Source organism: Actinacidiphila paucisporea, assembly GCF_900142575.1.
Lineage (GTDB): Bacteria > Actinomycetota > Actinomycetes > Streptomycetales > Streptomycetaceae > Actinacidiphila > Actinacidiphila paucisporea.
On sequence record NZ_FRBI01000013.1, the window covers coordinates 16,099 to 33,072 of the forward strand.

Here is a 16,974-nt window from a genome sequence, read left to right on the forward strand (position 1 = left end):
CTTCCGCCTGCTAGGTTTTTTGTCGGGATGAGTGCGGCCGCAGGTCGGCGGCCGCACCGGCGATGGGGGCACGATCATGAAGTCGGACTGGGACCGGCTGTTCGGTTCCGGCGGTGACGCGGCGCCGGTCAGGCCCGACGGCGGCGGGCTCGACGGCGCCGGAGCGGCGGACCTGCCCGCCGGCGACAGCGCGGCGGAGGCGGCGTGGTCGGGGCTGACGGACCTGGTGGACGGCGTGGCCGACCGCCCGCCGGTGCCGGTGGCCGCGGCCTTCGGGATGCTGCCGAGCGCCCAGGACGGCGCGCACGCCGCGCTGGTGTCCGAACTGGCCGACCTGCACGCGGGGAACGGCGACCCGGACGCGCTGCTCGACGCCTTCCGGGCCAGCCTGGTCATGGTGCCGACGCTTGAGGGCGGCGACCTGTGGGCGACGAGCATGGGCGGTGTGCACTGGGTCTACGCCTTCTCCGACGACACCGAGCTGGCGCGTTTCGCGGTCGCGCGCGGCGCCGACGGCTCGTCGGACGTGGACTTCGTGACCGTCTACGGCTGGCGGCTGCTCGACGAGGTGGTGCCGGCGGTCGGCCAACCAGCCGGTGTGGCGCTGGACGTGGCGGGCGGCCGGCCGATGATCTTCCCGCCGGTGGCGGGTGTGGTACCTGACGGGGCCGCGGTGGACACCGCGGCGGTGAACGGGGAGGAACGATGACCGGAGGCGGCGGGGGCGGCGGTTACAACGTCACCGAGGCGGCGCTCGCACAGACGGCGGCCGGGCTCAACGGCGTCATCCACGAGTTGCAGTCGATGGGCCAGGAGGCGGCGGCCGATGTCGGCCGCGGCTTCTCGAACCTCAAGCTGACCGGCATGCAGACCGGGCACTCCGGGCTCACGTCGGCCTTCGACGGCTTCTGCGACCGCTGGGAGTGGGGCGTGCGGACGATCGTCCAGGACGCCGACCAGATCGCGCAGCGGCTCGGCCTGGCAGCGGGCACGTACTACGAGATGGACCAGTACGCCAAGAAGACCCTCAAGGTCGTCGTGGCCTCCGACATCGGCAACCCGAACCTGACGGAGGAGCAGGAGGAGAACATGTCGTGGGGGCAGATCGGGTCCGACAACCCGATCAACGACTTCCTGCACCCCGACTTCAGCGCGAAGTCGGCCAACCAGGCGGTGTCCGACATGGGCCAGACCTGGAAGGACACCGCCCACGACATGAGCCGGTCGATACCGCTGGAGACCGCGGCGACCCTCAGTGGGCACAAGGACGGCTACGACCAGGCACTTGACCAGGTCTACGGCCCGACCCCCGAGGAGCGCGCGCAGCAGGCACAGGGCGGTGGCACCGGCAGCGGCGGCTGATGGGCCTCCGGTCGCTGGTCGACGCGCTCGGTGACGGCGGCGACCGGCTGCTGCGCTCCGCGCAGCGGAAGGTCGGCGCCATGATCGACGACGATGCCCGTTCGCTGGCCGCGGCGTTCGACGCCGCAGGACTGCATCGCGTGGCGGACTGGACCGAGGACGCCGGTGACCTGGTCGCCGACCGGCTCGGCGCCCGGGTCGCCGAGCGGAAGTTGGGCGAGTGCGACGACCCGAGGGACCTGCTGCACGGCGATCCCGGCCGCCTTCGCACCGCCGCGGGCCGTCTGCGCCGGCTGCACACGGCCTTCGACACCGGCCGCAGGGGCCTGTCCCGGCTCGACCCCGGCGGCTGGTCCGGCGCGGGCGGCCACGCCTTCCGCGCGGCTTTCGCACAGCAGCCCGCGGCATGGGGCCGGGCGGCGGACGCGTGCCAGGAGGCGGCGGACGCGCTGGAGCACTACGCCTTCACCGTGGAGTGGGCGCAGGGCCAGGCCGAGGAGGCCGTCCGGCTGTGGAAGCAGGGTGTGCGGGCACGGAAGAAGGCCGCGGCGGCACACAACGCGCAGGTAGACCGCTACGAGTCCGCGCTCGCGGCCGGCGACGGCGCCGGCGGACTCCCGGCCATGCCAGGCCCCTTCACCGACCCTGGCGCGGAGGACCGCGGCACCGCCGAGGACCTGCTGGCCGCGGCGCGGGACCAGCGCGACACGGTGGCCCGCGGCGCCGAGGCGGCCGTACGGTCCGCGGCCGGGCTCGCCGTCGGGCTGCCGGACTTCGCCGGCCGCTTCGGGGCCGGCACGGCGGACCTGCTGGACGCGGCGCCGATCCGTCTCGAACACTTCGCCGGTGGTCTGATCCGCTCCGGCACGGACATGGAGAGGTTCCTCCGCGGCCTGGACCCGTACGACACCTACAACCGGGCCCATCCCGCCGCCTATATGACGCGGCTCAATGCCACGGCCGCCGGGCTGCTCGACCTGACAGCGCATCCGGAGCGTTTGCCCGGCCTCGTCCTCGGTGCGGGCTGGGGCAGCGACAGCGACCAGGCGAGCGGGCGGTTGCTCGGCAATGTGCTGCTGGCCGTCGCCACGGACGCAGGCAGTGCGGCCGGACGCAATGCGACGGGCTGGCGGAACGCCGTACCCGTGCGCGGTGCCACGCTCGACGACATCCGCCGCGTGCTGCGCGGCGGTGGCGACGGGCTGCAGCCGGCCGACCGGGCGGACCAGTGGCTGCGGGAAAGGGCGGTGCCGCGCCGCCTAGAGGGCAGTTTCCAGCGCTGCCCCGACCCTCGCGGCGTCTGGACGAGGCTGCAGAACGACGGCGGCACCAAGATGGCGGGCCGTTCCACCAACTACGCCGACACCGTGCGTGCCGGGATGGAGACCTGGTACGGCGATCCGCAGGTCGCCTCGGCCCGCACGCACAGCTGGACGGCCGGCGGGAAGCTCGACGTATTGGGCGCCGAGCGGTTCGGCGTGGAGAACGGCAACGTCCGGGGCGGCGCGTCCATCGGTTACACCGGTCACGGGCCCGGCGCCTACCAGCGGGTGGCCGCCGACCTGCGCGGCTCCGGGCACGGGTCGAGCGCCTTCGTCCTCGTCGAATGGCCGCTGACAGCCCAGGGTGGGCGCGCCGCGCACGTCTTGACCGCGCTGAACCACCACGGCGAGGTCTTCTGGTTCGACCCGCAGTCCGGCCTCGTGAGCAGGCACCCGATCCACTTGGCGGCGCGGCATGTCGTCCACTACGTCCTGGACGCCGCCCTGCGTCCTGTCACCCGCGAGCAGGCCGTGACCCCGACCCCGGAGTAGTCCGACGAACGCGGACGACGCCCGGCGTATCGCCGCCCGCACGTACTGCCGGCAGCTGCCGAACGGCGAGCCGGCCCCGACGAGCGCCGCGCACGGGTCGGGGGCCGCGGGAGTCCAACCGAGAGGCCGGAAAGGTCCGTTCCGCCGTGCTCTGTCATCTCGCCCGGCCTGGCAGTCGCCGCCCCGAGGATGCGTCCCGCGGCCGGAACCTGAGAGGATGGCCCGGATCGTCAACACGGCAACAAGCGGGCCGGCCGCCGAACCGGCTCCGCAGAACGGCACCGCGGGGGTGGGCTGATGGGTCTCGGTAGTCTGATCAACAAGATCGGCGACAACGGCGAGAAACTGATTGGCAAAGCCAAGCAGAAGGCCGGCGAACTGATCGACGACGGAGCCCACTTCGTCGGTGACAACCTGGACCACATCGGCCTGCACGACGCGGCCGACTGGGTCGACGACCACGGAGACTCCCTCGCCGACCACCTCGGCGCGCACGTCGACGAGCAGCAACTCGGCCAGACCGAGGAGCCCAAGGAACTGGTGCACGGCGACTCGCACAAGATCCGCGAGGTCTCCGGGCACCTGAACCGCTTCCACACCGCCTTCGACACCGGCCACACCGGTCTTACCCACCTCGACCCGGGCAGCTGGGACGGCGACGGCGCCGAGGCCTTCCGGGCGAAGTTCAAGCCGCAGCCGGCGAAGTGGGCCAAGGCCGCGACCGCCTGCCAGGACGCGTCGAACGCGCTGGAGCACTACGCCTTCACCGTCGACTGGGCGCAGGACCAGGCCAAGGAAGCCGTCAGGTTGTGGAAGCAGGGCACCGAGGCGCGGAAGAAGGCCGCGGACGCGTACAACGCGAAGGTCGATCAGTACAACACCGACCTGGCCAGCTACAAGAAGCTGGTCGACGGCGACAGCGACCCGGGCAAGCCGCCGGTGGCTCCCGACGCCTTCGTCGACCCGGGCGTGGGCGACAAGAACCACGCCAAGGAGATACTCGAGTCGGCCCGCAAGCAGCGCGACACCGTGGCGAGCGAGGCCGAGGCCAAGGTGCGTGCCGCCACCGCGCTGGCGCCGCGCAAGCCGGACTTCACCGACCGGATGAAGAGCGACGGCGGCGACTTCCTGAAGTCCGCGCCGATCCAGCTGGAGCATTTCGGCGGCGGCCTGATCCGCTCCGGCACGGACATGCTGAAGTTCGTCCGCGGCCTGAACCCGTACGACCCGTACAACCTCACCCACCCCGCGCAGTATCTGACCCACCTCAACTCCACCGTCGCCGGCCTGGTCGACATGACCGCGCACCCGGAACGGCTGCCCAGCATGCTGCTCGGCAGTGGATGGGGCTCCGACGGCGACGAAGCGGGCGGCCGCCTGATCGGCAACGTCCTGCTGGCGCTGGCCACCGACGGCGGCAGCGCGGGAGCCAAGGCAGGAGTCGAAGGCGCCGGCAAGGACGCCGCCGAGCAGGCGGCGAAGGACGCCGCGGAGAGCGGCAGCAAGTGGAAGGGCCTCGCCAAATCCACTTCCGACGTCAAGGGCGCGGCCTTCCACCAGGGTTCGATGACCCCGGCCGAGGAGGCGCAGTTCCTGCACGACGAATACCCCTGGCTCAAGGACGTCAACGAGACCGGCAAGCCCGGCTACACGCAGAACTGCTCCAAGAACGTCGAGGCGGTCAACGAACGCCTCGACGGCATGCCCTCCAAGGCCACCCCGCTGCAGAATCCGCAGTGGCCCAGCCCGGCACGGCTCGGCAATCCCGGCGCGAAGTTCGAGGACGTCGGAAGCTACGACGACATCATCAACGACATGAACGCGCGCGGTGAGGGCTCCCGAGGCGTCGTCTACATCGGCCGCGGCAATTCCGCGCACGTCTTCAACGTCGTGCACGACAGCAACGGCGTGGTCTTCCTCGACGGGCAGACCGGCCGGCTGGCCCAGCTGGAAAAGGGCGTGAAAATCCAGTACATGCCGTACAAGTAGCCTGAACACCGACCGGTCGACCGATCAACCGATCAACCGACCGACGTGATGTGAACGACGTGGCACGAAGCCGCATGACGGCGTGCGACGCCGTACGACGAAGAAAGGTGCACCCGTGATGACCGAGGAGGAGGCGCTCGCCGCCGCCTGGGCGTTCCTTCGGGACAAGTTCGGCGACGGGCCGCCGACGATCGTGGTGGAGCCGGGGAGCACCACCGAATACCGCTTGGCGTGGACCGTCGGCTTCGACTCGCAGGAGCACATCGACACCGGCGACATGACCCAGGCACCGATGGTGCGGGAGATCGTCGTGTTCAAGGACGGCTCGCTGATCGACTTCACGCCGAGCGCGCTGAGCACGGAGAACGCCGTGGCGTGGTTCGAGGACGGGGTCTGGCCCGAGCAGCTCAGCCAGCTGACCGACCCGCGCGTCTTCGGCACCCAGTGGACCCACCGGCCCCCGTCCGCCGGGGCGTGAGGACATGACCGACCCGTACCGGCTCGCCCACGAGTGGCTGCGGTCCGCCTACGACGTGCCGGTGGAGCTGCTGCGCGACCCGGTCGCCGAGACGCCGCAGGCGTGGGTGTTCAGCACCGCGCTGCAGCCGACGCCCGGCGTGCACGGGCCGACCGCGCCCGCGCCGCCGCTGACGTCGCTGGTGTGCGTGCCCAAGAACGGCATGCCGCCCTTCCACCCGGCCACCGACGACCCGTGGGGCGACCTGGCCGACTTCGAACGGGACCCGCGGCCCAGGGACCCCGCCGAACAGGCCCGCAGGACGAACGCCAGGGGCGCGGTGCTCGCGGCCCACGCGACGGTCGGCGGGGCGCCCGCGACGGCCCTGCCCTGGCAGTCCGCGCACGAGAGCCCCACCTGGTGGGACGACTTCCTGCTGCGGTACTTCCCGACGGCCGAGGTCGGGCCGTGCCCGGACTGGGAGACGGTCATCGCGGCGGTCGGCGAACTGGGCCCGGGCACCGCCGGCGTGGTGTGGGTACGCCGTGAACTGCACGGGGCCGAGGCGACCGGCCACCTGCTCTACGCGCACAACAAGGACGGCCAGGTCGCGCTGCTCGACCCGCAGGCCCGGCGGCTCGCCAGGCTGGAGACAGAGAACGTACGGGAGATCGTGCTGGCCCGCGTCCCGCCGGCGTCCGCGCACGAGACGCGGGACGCGCAGCCTTCCGCCGCGCGGTCCTCGACGGGCGTGACCGACTTCGGAGCGGCCGTACGCGCGGCCGAGGCGTGGCTCGAGCACGTGTACGGCGACCAGGTCGTCCTCGTCGAGCCCTCCCCCGCGGACGAGACCGCCCGCGGCTGGCTGTTCGCCTGCAACACCCGCGATTTCCTGGCCGACGGCAATCCGCAGCACGCGATGCTGGACGCGGCACTGGTGGTACCGAAGGACGGCTCCGTGCCGTTCGGGCTGCCCAACTCCGACCCGTGGGGCTGGTTCGACCGCTGGGACCGGGGTGCGCAGCCCGGCGTCGACGGCTTCCCGCTGCCACCGGAGCCGGGCCCCGCGGCGTGGTTCGCACCGACGATGAGCCCGCTCGGCGCGGTCCTCTCCGTGACCGACTACACCGACTGGCAGACCCTGGTGGCCGGCCTGGCGGAGATGCCGGTCGGCTCGCGGTCCGTGGTGTGGGTGCGCAGGAACGACCGGCGCGGCCGCGAGTCGGTCGGGCTGCTGTGCGTGGCCGCGCAGACCGAGAACGGCCTGGTCCTCATCGACACGGCGAGGGACGCCCCGGTGGAGCTGGAGAGCGACGGCGTACGGTCGCTGCACCTGATTCAGTACCGCTGAAGGCCGCATGCGGGCGTCTGCGGGCCTCGCTCCCGGCTCGTGGGGTTTTCCGCCTTCGGGTGGGACCCCGCGGGTCAGGAGCGGCGCCCGCGGTCGCGCAGGGCCACCGTCGCGCCGGTGATCAGCAGCAGCGCCACCGCGATACCGCTCACCACATACGCCGCGGTGCGCTTCTCCCGCTGCCGCGCGGGGTCACCGAAGGTCAGGGCCGCGGGCATGACCCGGTCCTGCCCCTTCAGCGTTCCGGGATCGGGCGTCGGCGAATCGATCGGCTTCTCGTCGTCGGTGAGCGCCCGGACGGGGTCCACCACGCCCCAGCCGACCAGGGAGTTGTGGCCGAGCGAGGTGCGCTGCGCCGTCTGCTCGATCTGCGCGATCACCTGCGCCGCCGTCCAGGTCGGGTGCTTGGCGCGGATCAGGGTCGCGACACCGGCGACGTAAGGCGCGGCGAAACTGGTGCCGTTGTCCACGCACTGGCCGCCGCCGGGAACGGTGGACAGCATGTCCACGCCGGGCGCCGCCACCCCGACGAAATCCCCCGTCTGGGAGAAGGAGGCCCGCTCGTTGTTGCGGTCGGACGCGCCGACGGCCAGCACGCCCCGGTAGGCGCCGGGATAGGTCGTACGCGCCTTTCCGTCGCCCCCGTCATTGCCCGCGGAGGCGACGACCACCGCACCCGACCGCACGGCCGCGTCGATCGCGTCCGCCAGCTCGGGCGTGTCGGTCGAGGTGTCCTGCGAGATGTTGATGACCTTGGCGTGGGCGGCAACGGCCTTCTGCAAGGCGGTCACCAGGTTGGGCACCGTGCCGGTGCCGTCCTCGCTCGCCTGCCGGATCGAGATGATCGTCGCCGCGGGGGCGATTCCCACGAAGCCGGTGGAGGGCGCCGGGCGGGCGGCGATGATGCCGGCCACCTCCGTACCGTGCCCGACCGGGTCGGTGGTGCCGTGCCCCTTGGGATCTATCAGGTCGACGCTATGGGCGACATCGACCGCCGAGGCCAACTGGGGATTCGTGACGGCCACCCCCGAGTCGATCACCGCGACCTTGACGCCCTTGCCCTGGCCGGTGCCCTGCCACAACTGGTTCACCAGCACGCGCTGCAACGACCAGGGGGTCTGCTTCACGGACGGCGCCGGGAACGTGCACTGCCCGTCGCCGTCGAGCGGCTGGGCGGCATGCGGCGAATCAGGCCGGACGGCGGAGGCCGTCGGAGCCGCGGGGGAGGCGAGCGCCGGCGCAGCCGCGCCCAGGACGACCCCCGGCAGCAGCGCCAGCACCGCCGCGCCGGCGGCAGCCACGGACACCGCACGCCGATGCGGCGGCGGCCCTGCAACCCTCACGACGCCTCTCCTCGGCCCGTACACCCCAATGGACCGGCCCGGCGCCGACCCGCCGGTCGGCCGCCATGGCGGCCAGCCGGTCCGGGTCGGCCGCACGGCCGGTCGGTTCAGTCTCGGCGTCAGCCGAAGTACGACGCGGCCTTCTTGTCGGCCGCGTTGTAGTGACCGCTCGCGATCTGCACCTTGCTGGCGATCGACTCCAGCACCTCGTGCATGTGGTGCGTACGGTTCGCCCACTCGTTCGCGACCGCGTGGAAAGCGGTCTGCGCGTCGCCCTCCCAGTACGCGGCGACCGCGCGGACGCGGGTCAGCAGGTTGTCAAGGTCGGTCTCGAGCTGACCGGCCTGCTGCTTGATCGCGCCAGCGGCCTCGTCGAGCGAGGAATATGTGACCTTGAGTTCACCGGGATCGGACATGATTACCCCCCATGGAAGTAGCTGATACGGCTCTTGACGTGATGGTCGGAGACCAGGTGACCATCGACAACCAGGTCCGGGACCAGGTCAGTGACGAGGTCAAGGATCGGGTCAGGGATCGGGTCGGACACCAACTCAGAGACCGGCGATGCCGCTGCCCGCGGCGCTGCCGTTGATGTCGATGCTCTTCATGTCCTGCAGGACATCCTCATCGGTCGAACCCGAGGTCAGGTTCGTGTCGTGCACGGCTTCCTTGATCTTGTTCAGCAGGATCGCCAGCACCCGGTGGTCCTCGTTGATCAGGCTCTGCTGCGCGTTGAAGGCGTTGGCGCCGATACCCCGCCAGTGGCCTTCGAGGTTGTCGATCACCGTCTGAAGCGCCTTCACCTGGCGGTCCATCGAGCCGACCATGTCGTAGATGTCGGTTTCCAGCTTGGCCAGCGAGGCCGCGGTGACTTTCATTCCGGCAGTCATGGTTTCTGCCCCTCCCCCATGCAATCGCGTGTACGTCGTCGCGGGCGAATACGTTACCCGCTCACTCTAGCCACAACACCTGCCGATCCCAACAGGACACCCCATAGTCCCAGTTGTGCCCTCGGCCCGCCCTAGGAGGGCGGCGGCGGAGGCGGCCGGTAACCACCATACGGCGGTTGCTGCGGATGGTGCGGTGGCAGCGGCGCATAAACGGCGGCGGCCGACGCGGCTGAGGCGGCCGATGCGGCACGTCGGCGCCGGCTGCGGACCGCGAGCGCCGTCCCGCCCGCCGCCAGCACGACGACGGCCGCACCGGCCGCGAGCCACGGCGCCGAACTGCTGCCGCCGCCGGCCGAGTCGGAGCCCCCGGCGACCGCCTTGTCGGACGACGAAGCCGAAGGCGCAGGAGCGGCCGTCCCCGTGGCGCCTGACGTCGGCGTCGCGGACGGCTCCGGGCCCTGCTGCCAGCCCTCGTGCTCCGCCAACGGATAGACGTCAGCGGGCCCGGGATCCCCCGGCGTCTGCAGAGCGACCCGCGGCCGCACGGCTCCGTACCCGATGGAGTCGTTCCGTTCGGCCCCGTCAGTGGGCTTCGACGCGGTGTTGAGCAGCACCCGCAGGACCTGGTTGGCGGTCCAGGAGGGGTGGGCGGACCAGAGGAGGGCGGCGGAGCCGGACGTGAGGGCGGTCGAATCGCTCGTGCCGCTTCCGGTGTTGACGCAGTGTGGCCGAACACCGCTTGGGCAGGCCTTAGCAATATTTTGGCCAACAGCTGACAGGTCCACCTGGGGCCCCTTGGTGGACAGCGGAAGGACGTTCCCGTTGCGATCTAGTGCGCCGATACCAACCACGTTGCGGCTCTCAGCTGGGTACTCCACAGGGCTGCCCTTTTCGCCTGAGTTACCTGTAGCTGCGAAAATTAGGCTGCCTCTGGCCCGCGCGTAGTCAATTGCATCCTGAAGGCCAGAGATATCTTGTGCCCGCAGGGAAGTGGCTGGCACACCCTCCGAGATACTGATTACTCGTGCCTTGCTATCTGCCGCGTAGCGGATGGCGTTGTCGAGCTGCACAGTGAACGACGCCGCGCTGGCAGCCTCATTAGTGTCACGCGGATCGTTGAAGATGCGAATCGGCAGGATTTTGGCATCCGGCGCTGCACCCCTGGCACCTGTACCGCCGTCTGCCGCCCCAGTACCCGCAATCAGGCTGGCCATGGCAGTGCCGTGGCCGTCCTTGTCGTCATAGGGCGACCCAGCGGGGTACGTGAAGCTCCTCCCCCCATCCAGTACCTGGCCTTCAAGGTCCGGGATGTTCCGATCGACGCCACTGTCGATCACCGCAACGGTGACGCCCGCGCCCTTACTGATCTTCCAGGCTTCCGGCAGTCGCATCGCGTCGATATGCCATTGCATCTGGCGGAGGGTCTGCGCCTGCGCGGGCAGCGCCCCGATGCTCAGCACCAGGGCGCCACTCGTGGCGACGACAGCCAGGGCACGGCGGACCCAGGTACGTGCCCGGCGTTTCATCGCTCTTCTCCTCGCAGTACGGCTCAGTCGGATCGCCGTTAAGTCAGTCGATAACGGGTGGGGCGATATCGTCACGGGTCGGGATCCAGTCGTCCTCTTCGATGAGGTGATCGGGACGGGAGCTGTTACGACGCCGGTCGCGGTCGGAGGAACGACTCGACCCCGGCGCGAACTCACCGGCCGGCGTCCGGCCCACGACACCCCCGGGTTCGCTCGCCAACCGCCCTGCGCCGCCACGGTTCATAGCACTTCGGCCGCCCATACCGGGACTGCCGCCTTCTGCCATGCCACCGCCAGGCATGCGCGCGGCGGCACCCCGGCCACCGACGACACTGCCACGAGGAACCTGACCCTGCGGACGACCGCCCAACACCTCCGGCTCGGTCGACGGACGGCCGCCGTAGATGCCATTGGTCGTGCTGCGCCGCATAGGCGGAGCGGCACCGATCTCCTCGGCAGGCGACATCGGCACGTTCCGCGGGTTGAACGGGCCGGTACCACGCGGACCGCCAGCAGTGTTGATGGGCTCGATCTCCCGCAACTGGCTGGGCAGAGTGGGGCCGGTACGGCCGAACTGCTGGTTCTGGTTGGGGATCGGCTGGAACGTATTGCCGAGGTTCGGTCCACCGAGGTTGGGACCGCCGCCACCGCCGGTGTTCGGAGTCACCGGGGTCTGCTGCGTCGCAACGGGAGCCAACGGTCCGGTCGACTGAATGTGTGTGACCGGCACCGCGCTGTTGTCGGGGATCTTCACGACGGGCGATCCGGTCGTGGTCAGGTGCGTCACGTCGCTCCCGACCGACACCTTCTGCAGGCCGCTGTGCTCCGCGGGCTTGACCGAATGTGACGAGCTGCTACTACTGCTCGATTTGTACGGCACATGCGAGCCGGTCGTAGAACTGTACGTGCCGGGATCGTGCTCACGGACGTCTGGCGGCGGCACGAACGTGGCCGGCATCGGCGGATACGTCGGCGGCTGCGCATTGTTGATGATCGCCGCCGAGAACGAGTACGACTGCGCCAGCTTGTGCATCTGGTCCGCCGCCTGGATGCGGGCGGTCTCCAGTTGCGTGTGGGCGTGCGAGATCTCCTGCTGCCCGTCGGGGTCGTGGCGGGCCGCGGGGTCGGCGTGCAGGGCGTCGTAGGTGGCCTTGGCGCCGGCCGGGACCTTCGGGATGTCGCGCTTGACCGTGCGCAGCGTGTCGGCGGCGGCCGTGAGCGCCTTGCCGGTGGAGTCGGCGTAGTCGCCCAGCGCCAGCGTGGACTTGGCGACGTTCTTGCCCCAGTCCTTGAAGGCTGCGCCTGACGCGCCTTCCCAGTCGACGTAGGCGATGTGGTCGTTGAGGTCCGTGCCGATCTGGTTGATCTTGCTGACCGCCGTGGTGAGACGGTCGCCGAAGCCGGCGAGTGCCTCGGGGTCGGCGTTCTGGACCATGCTCAGCATCGCCTCGTGCGAGAACGACTCGAAATCCGTGCGGGAGAAGTCGAGCGCGTGCTCGACCGACTTCACCATGTTGCCGAACCATCCGCCGGGGGTGCTCCCTGACTGATCGGTCATGTCCTGCCCCCGTCTTCCGTTGCTTTATTGGTGCGGCCGGTCATCCGACGCCCCCGCTGCCTGCCTGCGAACCGCTGCCGCCGTGGTCCGCTGCGGTGTGTGCCGCGGGGTGTCCGGTGTCGGCGACCTTCGGTGCGTTCGGGTCCAGTGCCGGGTTGTACGCCTGGACGATCTGGTCGTTGAGGTCGAGGAGCTTGCGCTGGGTGCCGAGGTCGACGTTCTTGAACGTCGAGTGCCCGATGTGGAGCGAAAGGCTCATCGCCTCGATCTGGTTGGCCAGCGTCAGCGAGAGCTGTTCGAGCTGGCCGTGGACGTAGTCGTACGCCTTCATCAGATCCTCGGCCTCGCCGAAACCGTGGCCGATCTGGACGGCCTTGACCCGGCCCTGACCAATTTCCTTCGGTGCGAAGTCCGAGCCGTCCAGTTCCTCGAGCAGCCCGTCCACACGCGTCTTGAAGCTGCGCAGGTCCTCCAACGCAACGTGCAGGCTGCCACCGCCGCCGTCTACCGGTGCTTCCATTCGAGCGTCGCCCCTCCCCCATGACCCCGGTGGCCACAGACACCACCTGCGTTGAGTTTACCCGTATACCGTTGCGCGGCGCGATCAGGATCCCTGTGGTTGTGCCGCACTTGCGGTGTCCAACGCCGGGCCCTTCGGGAGAAGTTCGGACCAGACGGACGGGATGGACATGGGCTTGACGTCCGCGTAGCCGAGCCGTACGGCGGCCTGGTTGGTCTCCTGCTTCGCGTCGGACGCCTTGTTGGCCGCGGCGCTGTCGTTGTTGCGGGAGACCGCGTACCGCAGACCGGTGTCGGTGACCAGGAAGAGGGTGCCGCCGCTGGTGTCGGTGCCGCTGACCTCCTGGTAGAGCAGGCCGCTGCCGGGCGTCACGTAGGCGCTGCTGGCGCCCTCGACGATCTGCTCGGGGTAGTCCTTGCCCGCCCACAGGCTGAGGTCGGGTCCGTCGGCCGTGGTGGCGCCGCCGCGCAGTACGCTGCACGCCACGTTGCGGGGTGAGTCGGCGTCGGGCGTGTTGACCTGGCGCGGGTCGCCCTGCGGCCAGTCCTTCGGCAGGAAGGGGGGCTGCGGGCTCTGCGGGATGCTGGTCTGCACCGGGGCGGTCTGGGTGTTCGCCTGGAGCAGCAGCAGTGAGGCGAACTGGGTGATCGGTGCGACCCCGTCCTTGGTGACGATGTAGTACTGGTAGCCGGCTCCCGACGGGGCGCGCAGCACTGTGCCGACCTTGGAACTGCCGCCGGGCACCCCGACGACCTTCTCGGTGTCGCCGCGGTTTTCGATGGGCGGGAAGCGGATCGGCGTCCCGCTGTCGAGCGAGGCGAGCCAGGTGTCGGAGACGGTCTGCGGCTGCGGGTTCTCGCCGAAAAGCGTGCGCAGCAGCATGCCTGGGTCATTCGCCTTGGCGTTCTTCTGACTCTTCGTGCCGGAGCCGTCCAGGAGGAACTTGATGCCGTCGCTGTCCACGAGGTATTGGACGCCGTCCTGATCCTGTACGTAGAGGACCTGGTCGCCGCCGAGCTTGGACGGGCCGCTCATGGCGGCCGCCTCGTCGCCGCCGAGGACGAACACCGCCTGCTGCGGGGCGCGGCTGGTGCCGCCGCCCGGCCGGTCGCAGACCGCCCAGACCTTCGCCTTGCCTGCGTCGGCGGCTTTGGGCAGCCGGTCGGGGGCGTAGGGGATCCCTATGGTGGCGCCGTGCTTGAGTCCGCTGTGGTCGAGCACGGACTCCTTGACCTTGATGACGTCGTAGGCCCCTGGGTCGAGCAGCAGCCGCGCCGACGCCATGTTCAGCACCGGGTGCAGCACGGGCTTGTGGGTGTCGACGTCATTCAGCACGACGTAGCGCGTGGTGGACTCGTCGGCGACGATCACGTGCTTGCCCGGTTCGTCCCAGCCGTGCGGCACCGAGGGGCTTATCAGTCCCCAGGCGCCGAAACCCGCGAGCAGGACGGCTCCGACGACGATGCCCGGCACCAGGGTGCGCAGCGGGCGCGGGGCTCCTTCGTCGGACCCGGCCGGGTTCGGCTGGAGAAAAGCCGCCACCACGCGCTTGCGCGCGAAGGTGTAGGCGTTGAGCTGTTCCTTGCGTGAGGCCATCGTTCCGCTTTCCCCCCGGGTGACGTCCGCTGGGACCCGCTGCCGTCAGGCACCGTGCCGTCGCGTTGGCAGGGTCGGTCACCTACTATGCCGGGTGCGCCGCATGTCCTACGACACCGGTACGGTGAGCGTGCATCATGACGCCGCACGACGGAGGGCGCAGGGGGATGACCACCGCAAGCACAGCACGCCGTGATCGCAGGCACGGTCCGGCCCCGGCGGCGCTGCATCTGAGTTCGCGCCCCGGGCGGATCGGTGTGTTCCGGCTGCACCAACTCGCGCTGGTCGAGGTGGCCGCGGCGCTGGTGCTGATCGGCGCGGCGGCGGGCGGCGCGGTGATGGTGCCCTGCGCCGTGGTGGCGGTGCTGCTGGTCGCCGCGGCCGTGATGCGCCGCCGAGGCAGGCCGCTGCCCGAGTGGCTGACCAGCGTCATGGCGATGCGGCGCCGACAGCGTGAGGCGGCCAGGGAGGCGGCGGCACCGGGCGGCGCGGCAATTGCCGCGGGTTCGGGGCTCATCGACCCGGCTCTGGCACCCATCACCGAATGCGACCCCGCCCTGCGCACGTACACCTTCACCGGTCGGCGCCGGGAGCGCAGCGTCGGGATGGTGGGCGACGGTACGTTCCTGACGGCGCTGCTGCTGGTGCAGTCGCGGGACGAACCGCTGCGTACTGCGAGGCCGATGCCGCTGGGGCTGCTCTATGACGCCCTGGACGTGGACGGCATATCGCTGGCGTCGGTCCAGGTCGTCCAGCACGTCCAGCCCGCCCCGGCCCCGCATCTTCCCCCGCAGGCGGTGGCGGCGGTGTCGTACGGCCCGTTGCAGGCGCAATACGGCACGCCGGCGATACGCGTGACCTGGGTCGCGCTCAAGCTGGACCCGGAGTTGTGCCCGGAGGCGGTGCTGGCCCGCGGCGGCGGTCTCGGCGGAGCCCAGCGGGCGGTGCTGCGGGCGGCGGACCATCTGGCCAGCAGGCTGGCGGGGGCGGGTTTCGAGGCCTCCGTACTGGACGAGGAGGAGCTGACCGCGGCCCTGGCCACCTCGGCGGGCGTCAACCCGCTCGCCACTGCACTGGCCGGGCGGATCGGCACGGGCCAGCGCAGGACACTGGAACGCAGCCGCGCATGGCGCTGCGACGACCGCTGGCACACCACGTACTGGGTAGGGCGTTGGCCGCAGGGCGGCGGTGCACTGCCGACCGCGCGTACGGTCACCGCGCTCACCGCGGTTCCCGCCATGGCCGGAAGCTTCGCGCTGACACTGAGCCGCGGCACCGGCCAGACGCCGGCGCTCAGCGCGTACGTGCGGATAACAGCCAGGGACGACCGCCAGCTCAGTGCGGCACGCAGGGAATTGGAACGGGTCGCGCGCCAGCACAAGGTGGGCCTTGTCCGGCTCGACCGGGAGCAGTTGCCGGGTGTGCTGGCCACACTGCCGCTGGGAGGAACCAGCTGATGACCAGTCATCCGATGCAGGGGTACCAGGCGCCGCGCCCCGGGATGCGCCCTGGCGAGCCGGACCGGGCTGTGCCCCCGCGGCGCCCAAAGGCCAAGCCGGGCTTCGGTCTGCGCGGCCCGCGACGGGACCGGCACGGGTTGTCGGCGCGGCAGCTCGACTCGATGTCGCTGCCGCTGGGCGACGACGGTGTGGTCTCGGGCATCGACGAGGCCGGGAATCCCGCTGTCCTCGGCCTGTTCCGGCCCACGCAGCTCGACCTCGTCGTGATCGGCAGCGTGTGGACCGCACAGGTGCTGGCCCTGCGCGCGGTCGGCACCGGCGCCCGCGTCGCGGTGGAGTCGGCACGCCCGCAGGTCTGGACACCGCTGTCGCAGGCCGCGGGGGGCGGGCAGCAGTGCATGACGGTGCACGACGTGAAGGAACTCCCCACCCAGGGCCCGACGGTGTCCAGCCCGGTGCTGGTCGTACGGGACTGCGGCACCTACCCGCCGCGCAGCCGCCTCGCGAAGGCGCCGTGGCAGGCCGTGCTGACGCTGCTGCCCTTCCTCGGTCCGCAGGCGCCCAGGCTGCTGGGCGAGGCCGGCCTCGTCGGCATCCAGCGGGTCTCCCCGCAGGAGGCGGAGATCCTGGCCAAGGTGCTGCGGTTGACCCGCGAGGAGGCGGCGGCGCTGCCCGCGCTCGGAGACGGCGTCATGCTCTGGGGCACGCCGAAGCACCGGCAGTTCGTGCTCATGCAGCCCACCGAGGCGGAGGTGGGCCTCCTCGGGGAGGCCCGTCGCATCGATTGACCGCGGGCGGCCGGAGGCCGTTTAACCGGGCCTGCCTTGCTCCTCCCGCGCGGCTCGCCGTCGACCTCCTGCCGCGCGGGCGAGAGCGCTTCTACGGCCTCACAGTTGCGGTCGTGGCAGGCTGGGCGCGCAGTTCCCCGCGCCCCTGAGGGGGTGCCCCTTGCGGTGGGCGCTTGCCTGCTGCGCCGTTTCGGTTGGGCGCGCCGTTCCTCGCGCCCCTGGGTGGCTGCCCAATTGCCGAGGCGCGGTGCCTTCTTCGCCGTCTGGCGCAGGCTCTCGCGCGGTGGGTGCGTGCCCCCTTGTGGAGGGATGGCGCCTCT

Annotated in this window: 15 protein-coding genes; 8 read left to right on the plus strand and 7 right to left on the minus strand. The window is 70.8% G+C overall.

Annotated features, from left to right (window positions below):
• Nucleotides 1–76 precede the first annotated feature (76 nt).
• The 6 genes from BUE44_RS19925 (at nt 77) to BUE44_RS35890 (ending at nt 6,973) form a co-directional block, all read left to right on the plus strand.
• Nucleotides 77–709 (plus strand): hypothetical protein, encoded by a 633-nt coding sequence (locus tag BUE44_RS19925; RefSeq protein WP_235002284.1) that lies wholly within the window; start codon nt 77–79, stop codon nt 707–709.
• Complete coding sequence (locus BUE44_RS19930; protein WP_073500328.1) at nt 706–1,362, plus strand: hypothetical protein; 657 nt, start codon at nt 706–708, stop codon at nt 1,360–1,362. The genes BUE44_RS19925 and BUE44_RS19930 overlap by 4 nt, the downstream gene beginning before the upstream one ends.
• Complete coding sequence (locus BUE44_RS19935) at nt 1,362–3,176, plus strand: putative T7SS-secreted protein (protein WP_073500329.1); 1,815 nt, start codon at nt 1,362–1,364, stop codon at nt 3,174–3,176. The genes BUE44_RS19930 and BUE44_RS19935 overlap by 1 nt, the downstream gene beginning before the upstream one ends.
• 297 nt (nt 3,177–3,473) lie before the next feature.
• Nucleotides 3,474–5,165: a putative T7SS-secreted protein gene (locus BUE44_RS19940; protein WP_073500330.1), complete on the plus strand. Its 1,692-nt coding sequence runs from the start codon at nt 3,474–3,476 to the stop codon at nt 5,163–5,165.
• Between the two features lie 118 nt (nt 5,166–5,283).
• Nucleotides 5,284–5,643 carry a YrhB domain-containing protein gene (locus BUE44_RS19945; protein WP_073500331.1) on the plus strand — a complete coding sequence of 120 codons (360 nt, stop codon included), beginning with the start codon at nt 5,284–5,286 and terminating at the stop codon, nt 5,641–5,643.
• Between the two features lie 4 nt (nt 5,644–5,647).
• Entirely contained in the window at nt 5,648–6,973 is a 1,326-nt protein-coding gene (locus BUE44_RS35890) for a YrhB domain-containing protein (RefSeq protein WP_079189898.1), read from the plus strand.
• Between the two features lie 74 nt (nt 6,974–7,047).
• Here BUE44_RS35890 and mycP (BUE44_RS19965) read toward each other — a convergent pair whose 3' ends face one another.
• The 7 genes from mycP (BUE44_RS19965) to eccB all read right to left on the minus strand — a co-directional run bounded on the left by mycP (BUE44_RS19965) (nt 7,048) and on the right by eccB (nt 14,406).
• A complete protein-coding gene (gene mycP, locus BUE44_RS19965; RefSeq protein ID WP_407640039.1) occupies nt 7,048–8,274 on the minus strand; it encodes a type VII secretion-associated serine protease mycosin in 1,227 nt (408 codons plus the stop codon).
• A gap of 161 nt (nt 8,275–8,435) precedes the next feature.
• Nucleotides 8,436–8,732 carry a WXG100 family type VII secretion target gene (locus BUE44_RS19970; RefSeq protein WP_073500333.1) on the minus strand — a complete coding sequence of 99 codons (297 nt, stop codon included), beginning with the start codon at nt 8,730–8,732 and terminating at the stop codon, nt 8,436–8,438.
• Nucleotides 8,733–8,867: 135 nt separating this feature from the next.
• The gene (locus BUE44_RS19975) at nt 8,868–9,194 is read right to left on the minus strand and encodes a WXG100 family type VII secretion target (RefSeq protein WP_073500334.1); all 327 of its coding nucleotides are present in this window, start codon (nt 9,192–9,194) and stop codon (nt 8,868–8,870) included.
• Between the two features lie 143 nt (nt 9,195–9,337).
• Nucleotides 9,338–10,732, minus strand: a complete 1,395-nt coding sequence (gene mycP, locus BUE44_RS19980) for a type VII secretion-associated serine protease mycosin (RefSeq protein ID WP_073500335.1) — start codon at nt 10,730–10,732, stop codon at nt 9,338–9,340.
• Between the two features lie 43 nt (nt 10,733–10,775).
• A complete protein-coding gene (locus BUE44_RS19985; protein ID WP_073500336.1) occupies nt 10,776–12,290 on the minus strand; it encodes a WXG100 family type VII secretion target in 1,515 nt (504 codons plus the stop codon).
• A gap of 40 nt (nt 12,291–12,330) precedes the next feature.
• Nucleotides 12,331–12,810, minus strand: coding sequence for a hypothetical protein (locus BUE44_RS19990; RefSeq protein WP_073500337.1), 480 nt, complete (start codon nt 12,808–12,810; stop codon nt 12,331–12,333).
• Between the two features lie 84 nt (nt 12,811–12,894).
• Nucleotides 12,895–14,406 carry a type VII secretion protein EccB gene (eccB, locus tag BUE44_RS19995; protein ID WP_073500338.1) on the minus strand — a complete coding sequence of 504 codons (1,512 nt, stop codon included), beginning with the start codon at nt 14,404–14,406 and terminating at the stop codon, nt 12,895–12,897.
• 167 nt (nt 14,407–14,573) lie between these two features.
• Here eccB and eccE point away from each other — a divergent pair, with 167 nt between their 5' ends.
• Both eccE and BUE44_RS20005 read left to right on the plus strand, forming a co-directional pair.
• On the plus strand, nt 14,574–15,863 hold the full coding sequence (gene eccE / locus BUE44_RS20000) for a type VII secretion protein EccE (protein ID WP_079189901.1): 1,290 nt from the start codon (nt 14,574–14,576) through the stop codon (nt 15,861–15,863).
• On the plus strand, nt 15,863–16,654 hold the full coding sequence (locus BUE44_RS20005; RefSeq protein WP_322940386.1) for a hypothetical protein: 792 nt from the start codon (nt 15,863–15,865) through the stop codon (nt 16,652–16,654). Before eccE ends, BUE44_RS20005 begins: the two co-directional genes overlap by 1 nt.
• The last annotated feature ends 320 nt before the right edge of the window (nt 16,655–16,974 follow it).

Coding starts and splice junctions, on each gene's coding strand:
- BUE44_RS19930 (WP_073500328.1), top strand. CDS start 706: ATGACCGGAGGCGGCGGGGGCGGCGGTTACAACGTCACCGAGGCGGCG.
- BUE44_RS19940 (WP_073500330.1), top strand. CDS start 3,474: ATGGGTCTCGGTAGTCTGATCAACAAGATCGGCGACAACGGCGAGAAA.
- BUE44_RS19925 (WP_235002284.1), top strand. CDS start 77: ATGAAGTCGGACTGGGACCGGCTGTTCGGTTCCGGCGGTGACGCGGCG.
- BUE44_RS19935 (WP_073500329.1), top strand. CDS start 1,362: ATGGGCCTCCGGTCGCTGGTCGACGCGCTCGGTGACGGCGGCGACCGG.
- eccB (WP_073500338.1), bottom strand. CDS start 14,406: ATGGCCTCACGCAAGGAACAGCTCAACGCCTACACCTTCGCGCGCAAG.
- BUE44_RS19990 (WP_073500337.1), bottom strand. CDS start 12,810: ATGGAAGCACCGGTAGACGGCGGCGGTGGCAGCCTGCACGTTGCGTTG.
- BUE44_RS19945 (WP_073500331.1), top strand. CDS start 5,284: ATGACCGAGGAGGAGGCGCTCGCCGCCGCCTGGGCGTTCCTTCGGGAC.
- BUE44_RS19975 (WP_073500334.1), bottom strand. CDS start 9,194: ATGAAAGTCACCGCGGCCTCGCTGGCCAAGCTGGAAACCGACATCTAC.
- BUE44_RS20005 (WP_322940386.1), top strand. CDS start 15,863: ATGACCAGTCATCCGATGCAGGGGTACCAGGCGCCGCGCCCCGGGATG.
- BUE44_RS19970 (WP_073500333.1), bottom strand. CDS start 8,732: ATGTCCGATCCCGGTGAACTCAAGGTCACATATTCCTCGCTCGACGAG.
- BUE44_RS19985 (WP_073500336.1), bottom strand. CDS start 12,290: ATGACCGATCAGTCAGGGAGCACCCCCGGCGGATGGTTCGGCAACATG.
- eccE (WP_079189901.1), top strand. CDS start 14,574: ATGACCACCGCAAGCACAGCACGCCGTGATCGCAGGCACGGTCCGGCC.
- BUE44_RS35890 (WP_079189898.1), top strand. CDS start 5,648: ATGACCGACCCGTACCGGCTCGCCCACGAGTGGCTGCGGTCCGCCTAC.
- mycP (WP_073500335.1), bottom strand. CDS start 10,732: ATGAAACGCCGGGCACGTACCTGGGTCCGCCGTGCCCTGGCTGTCGTC.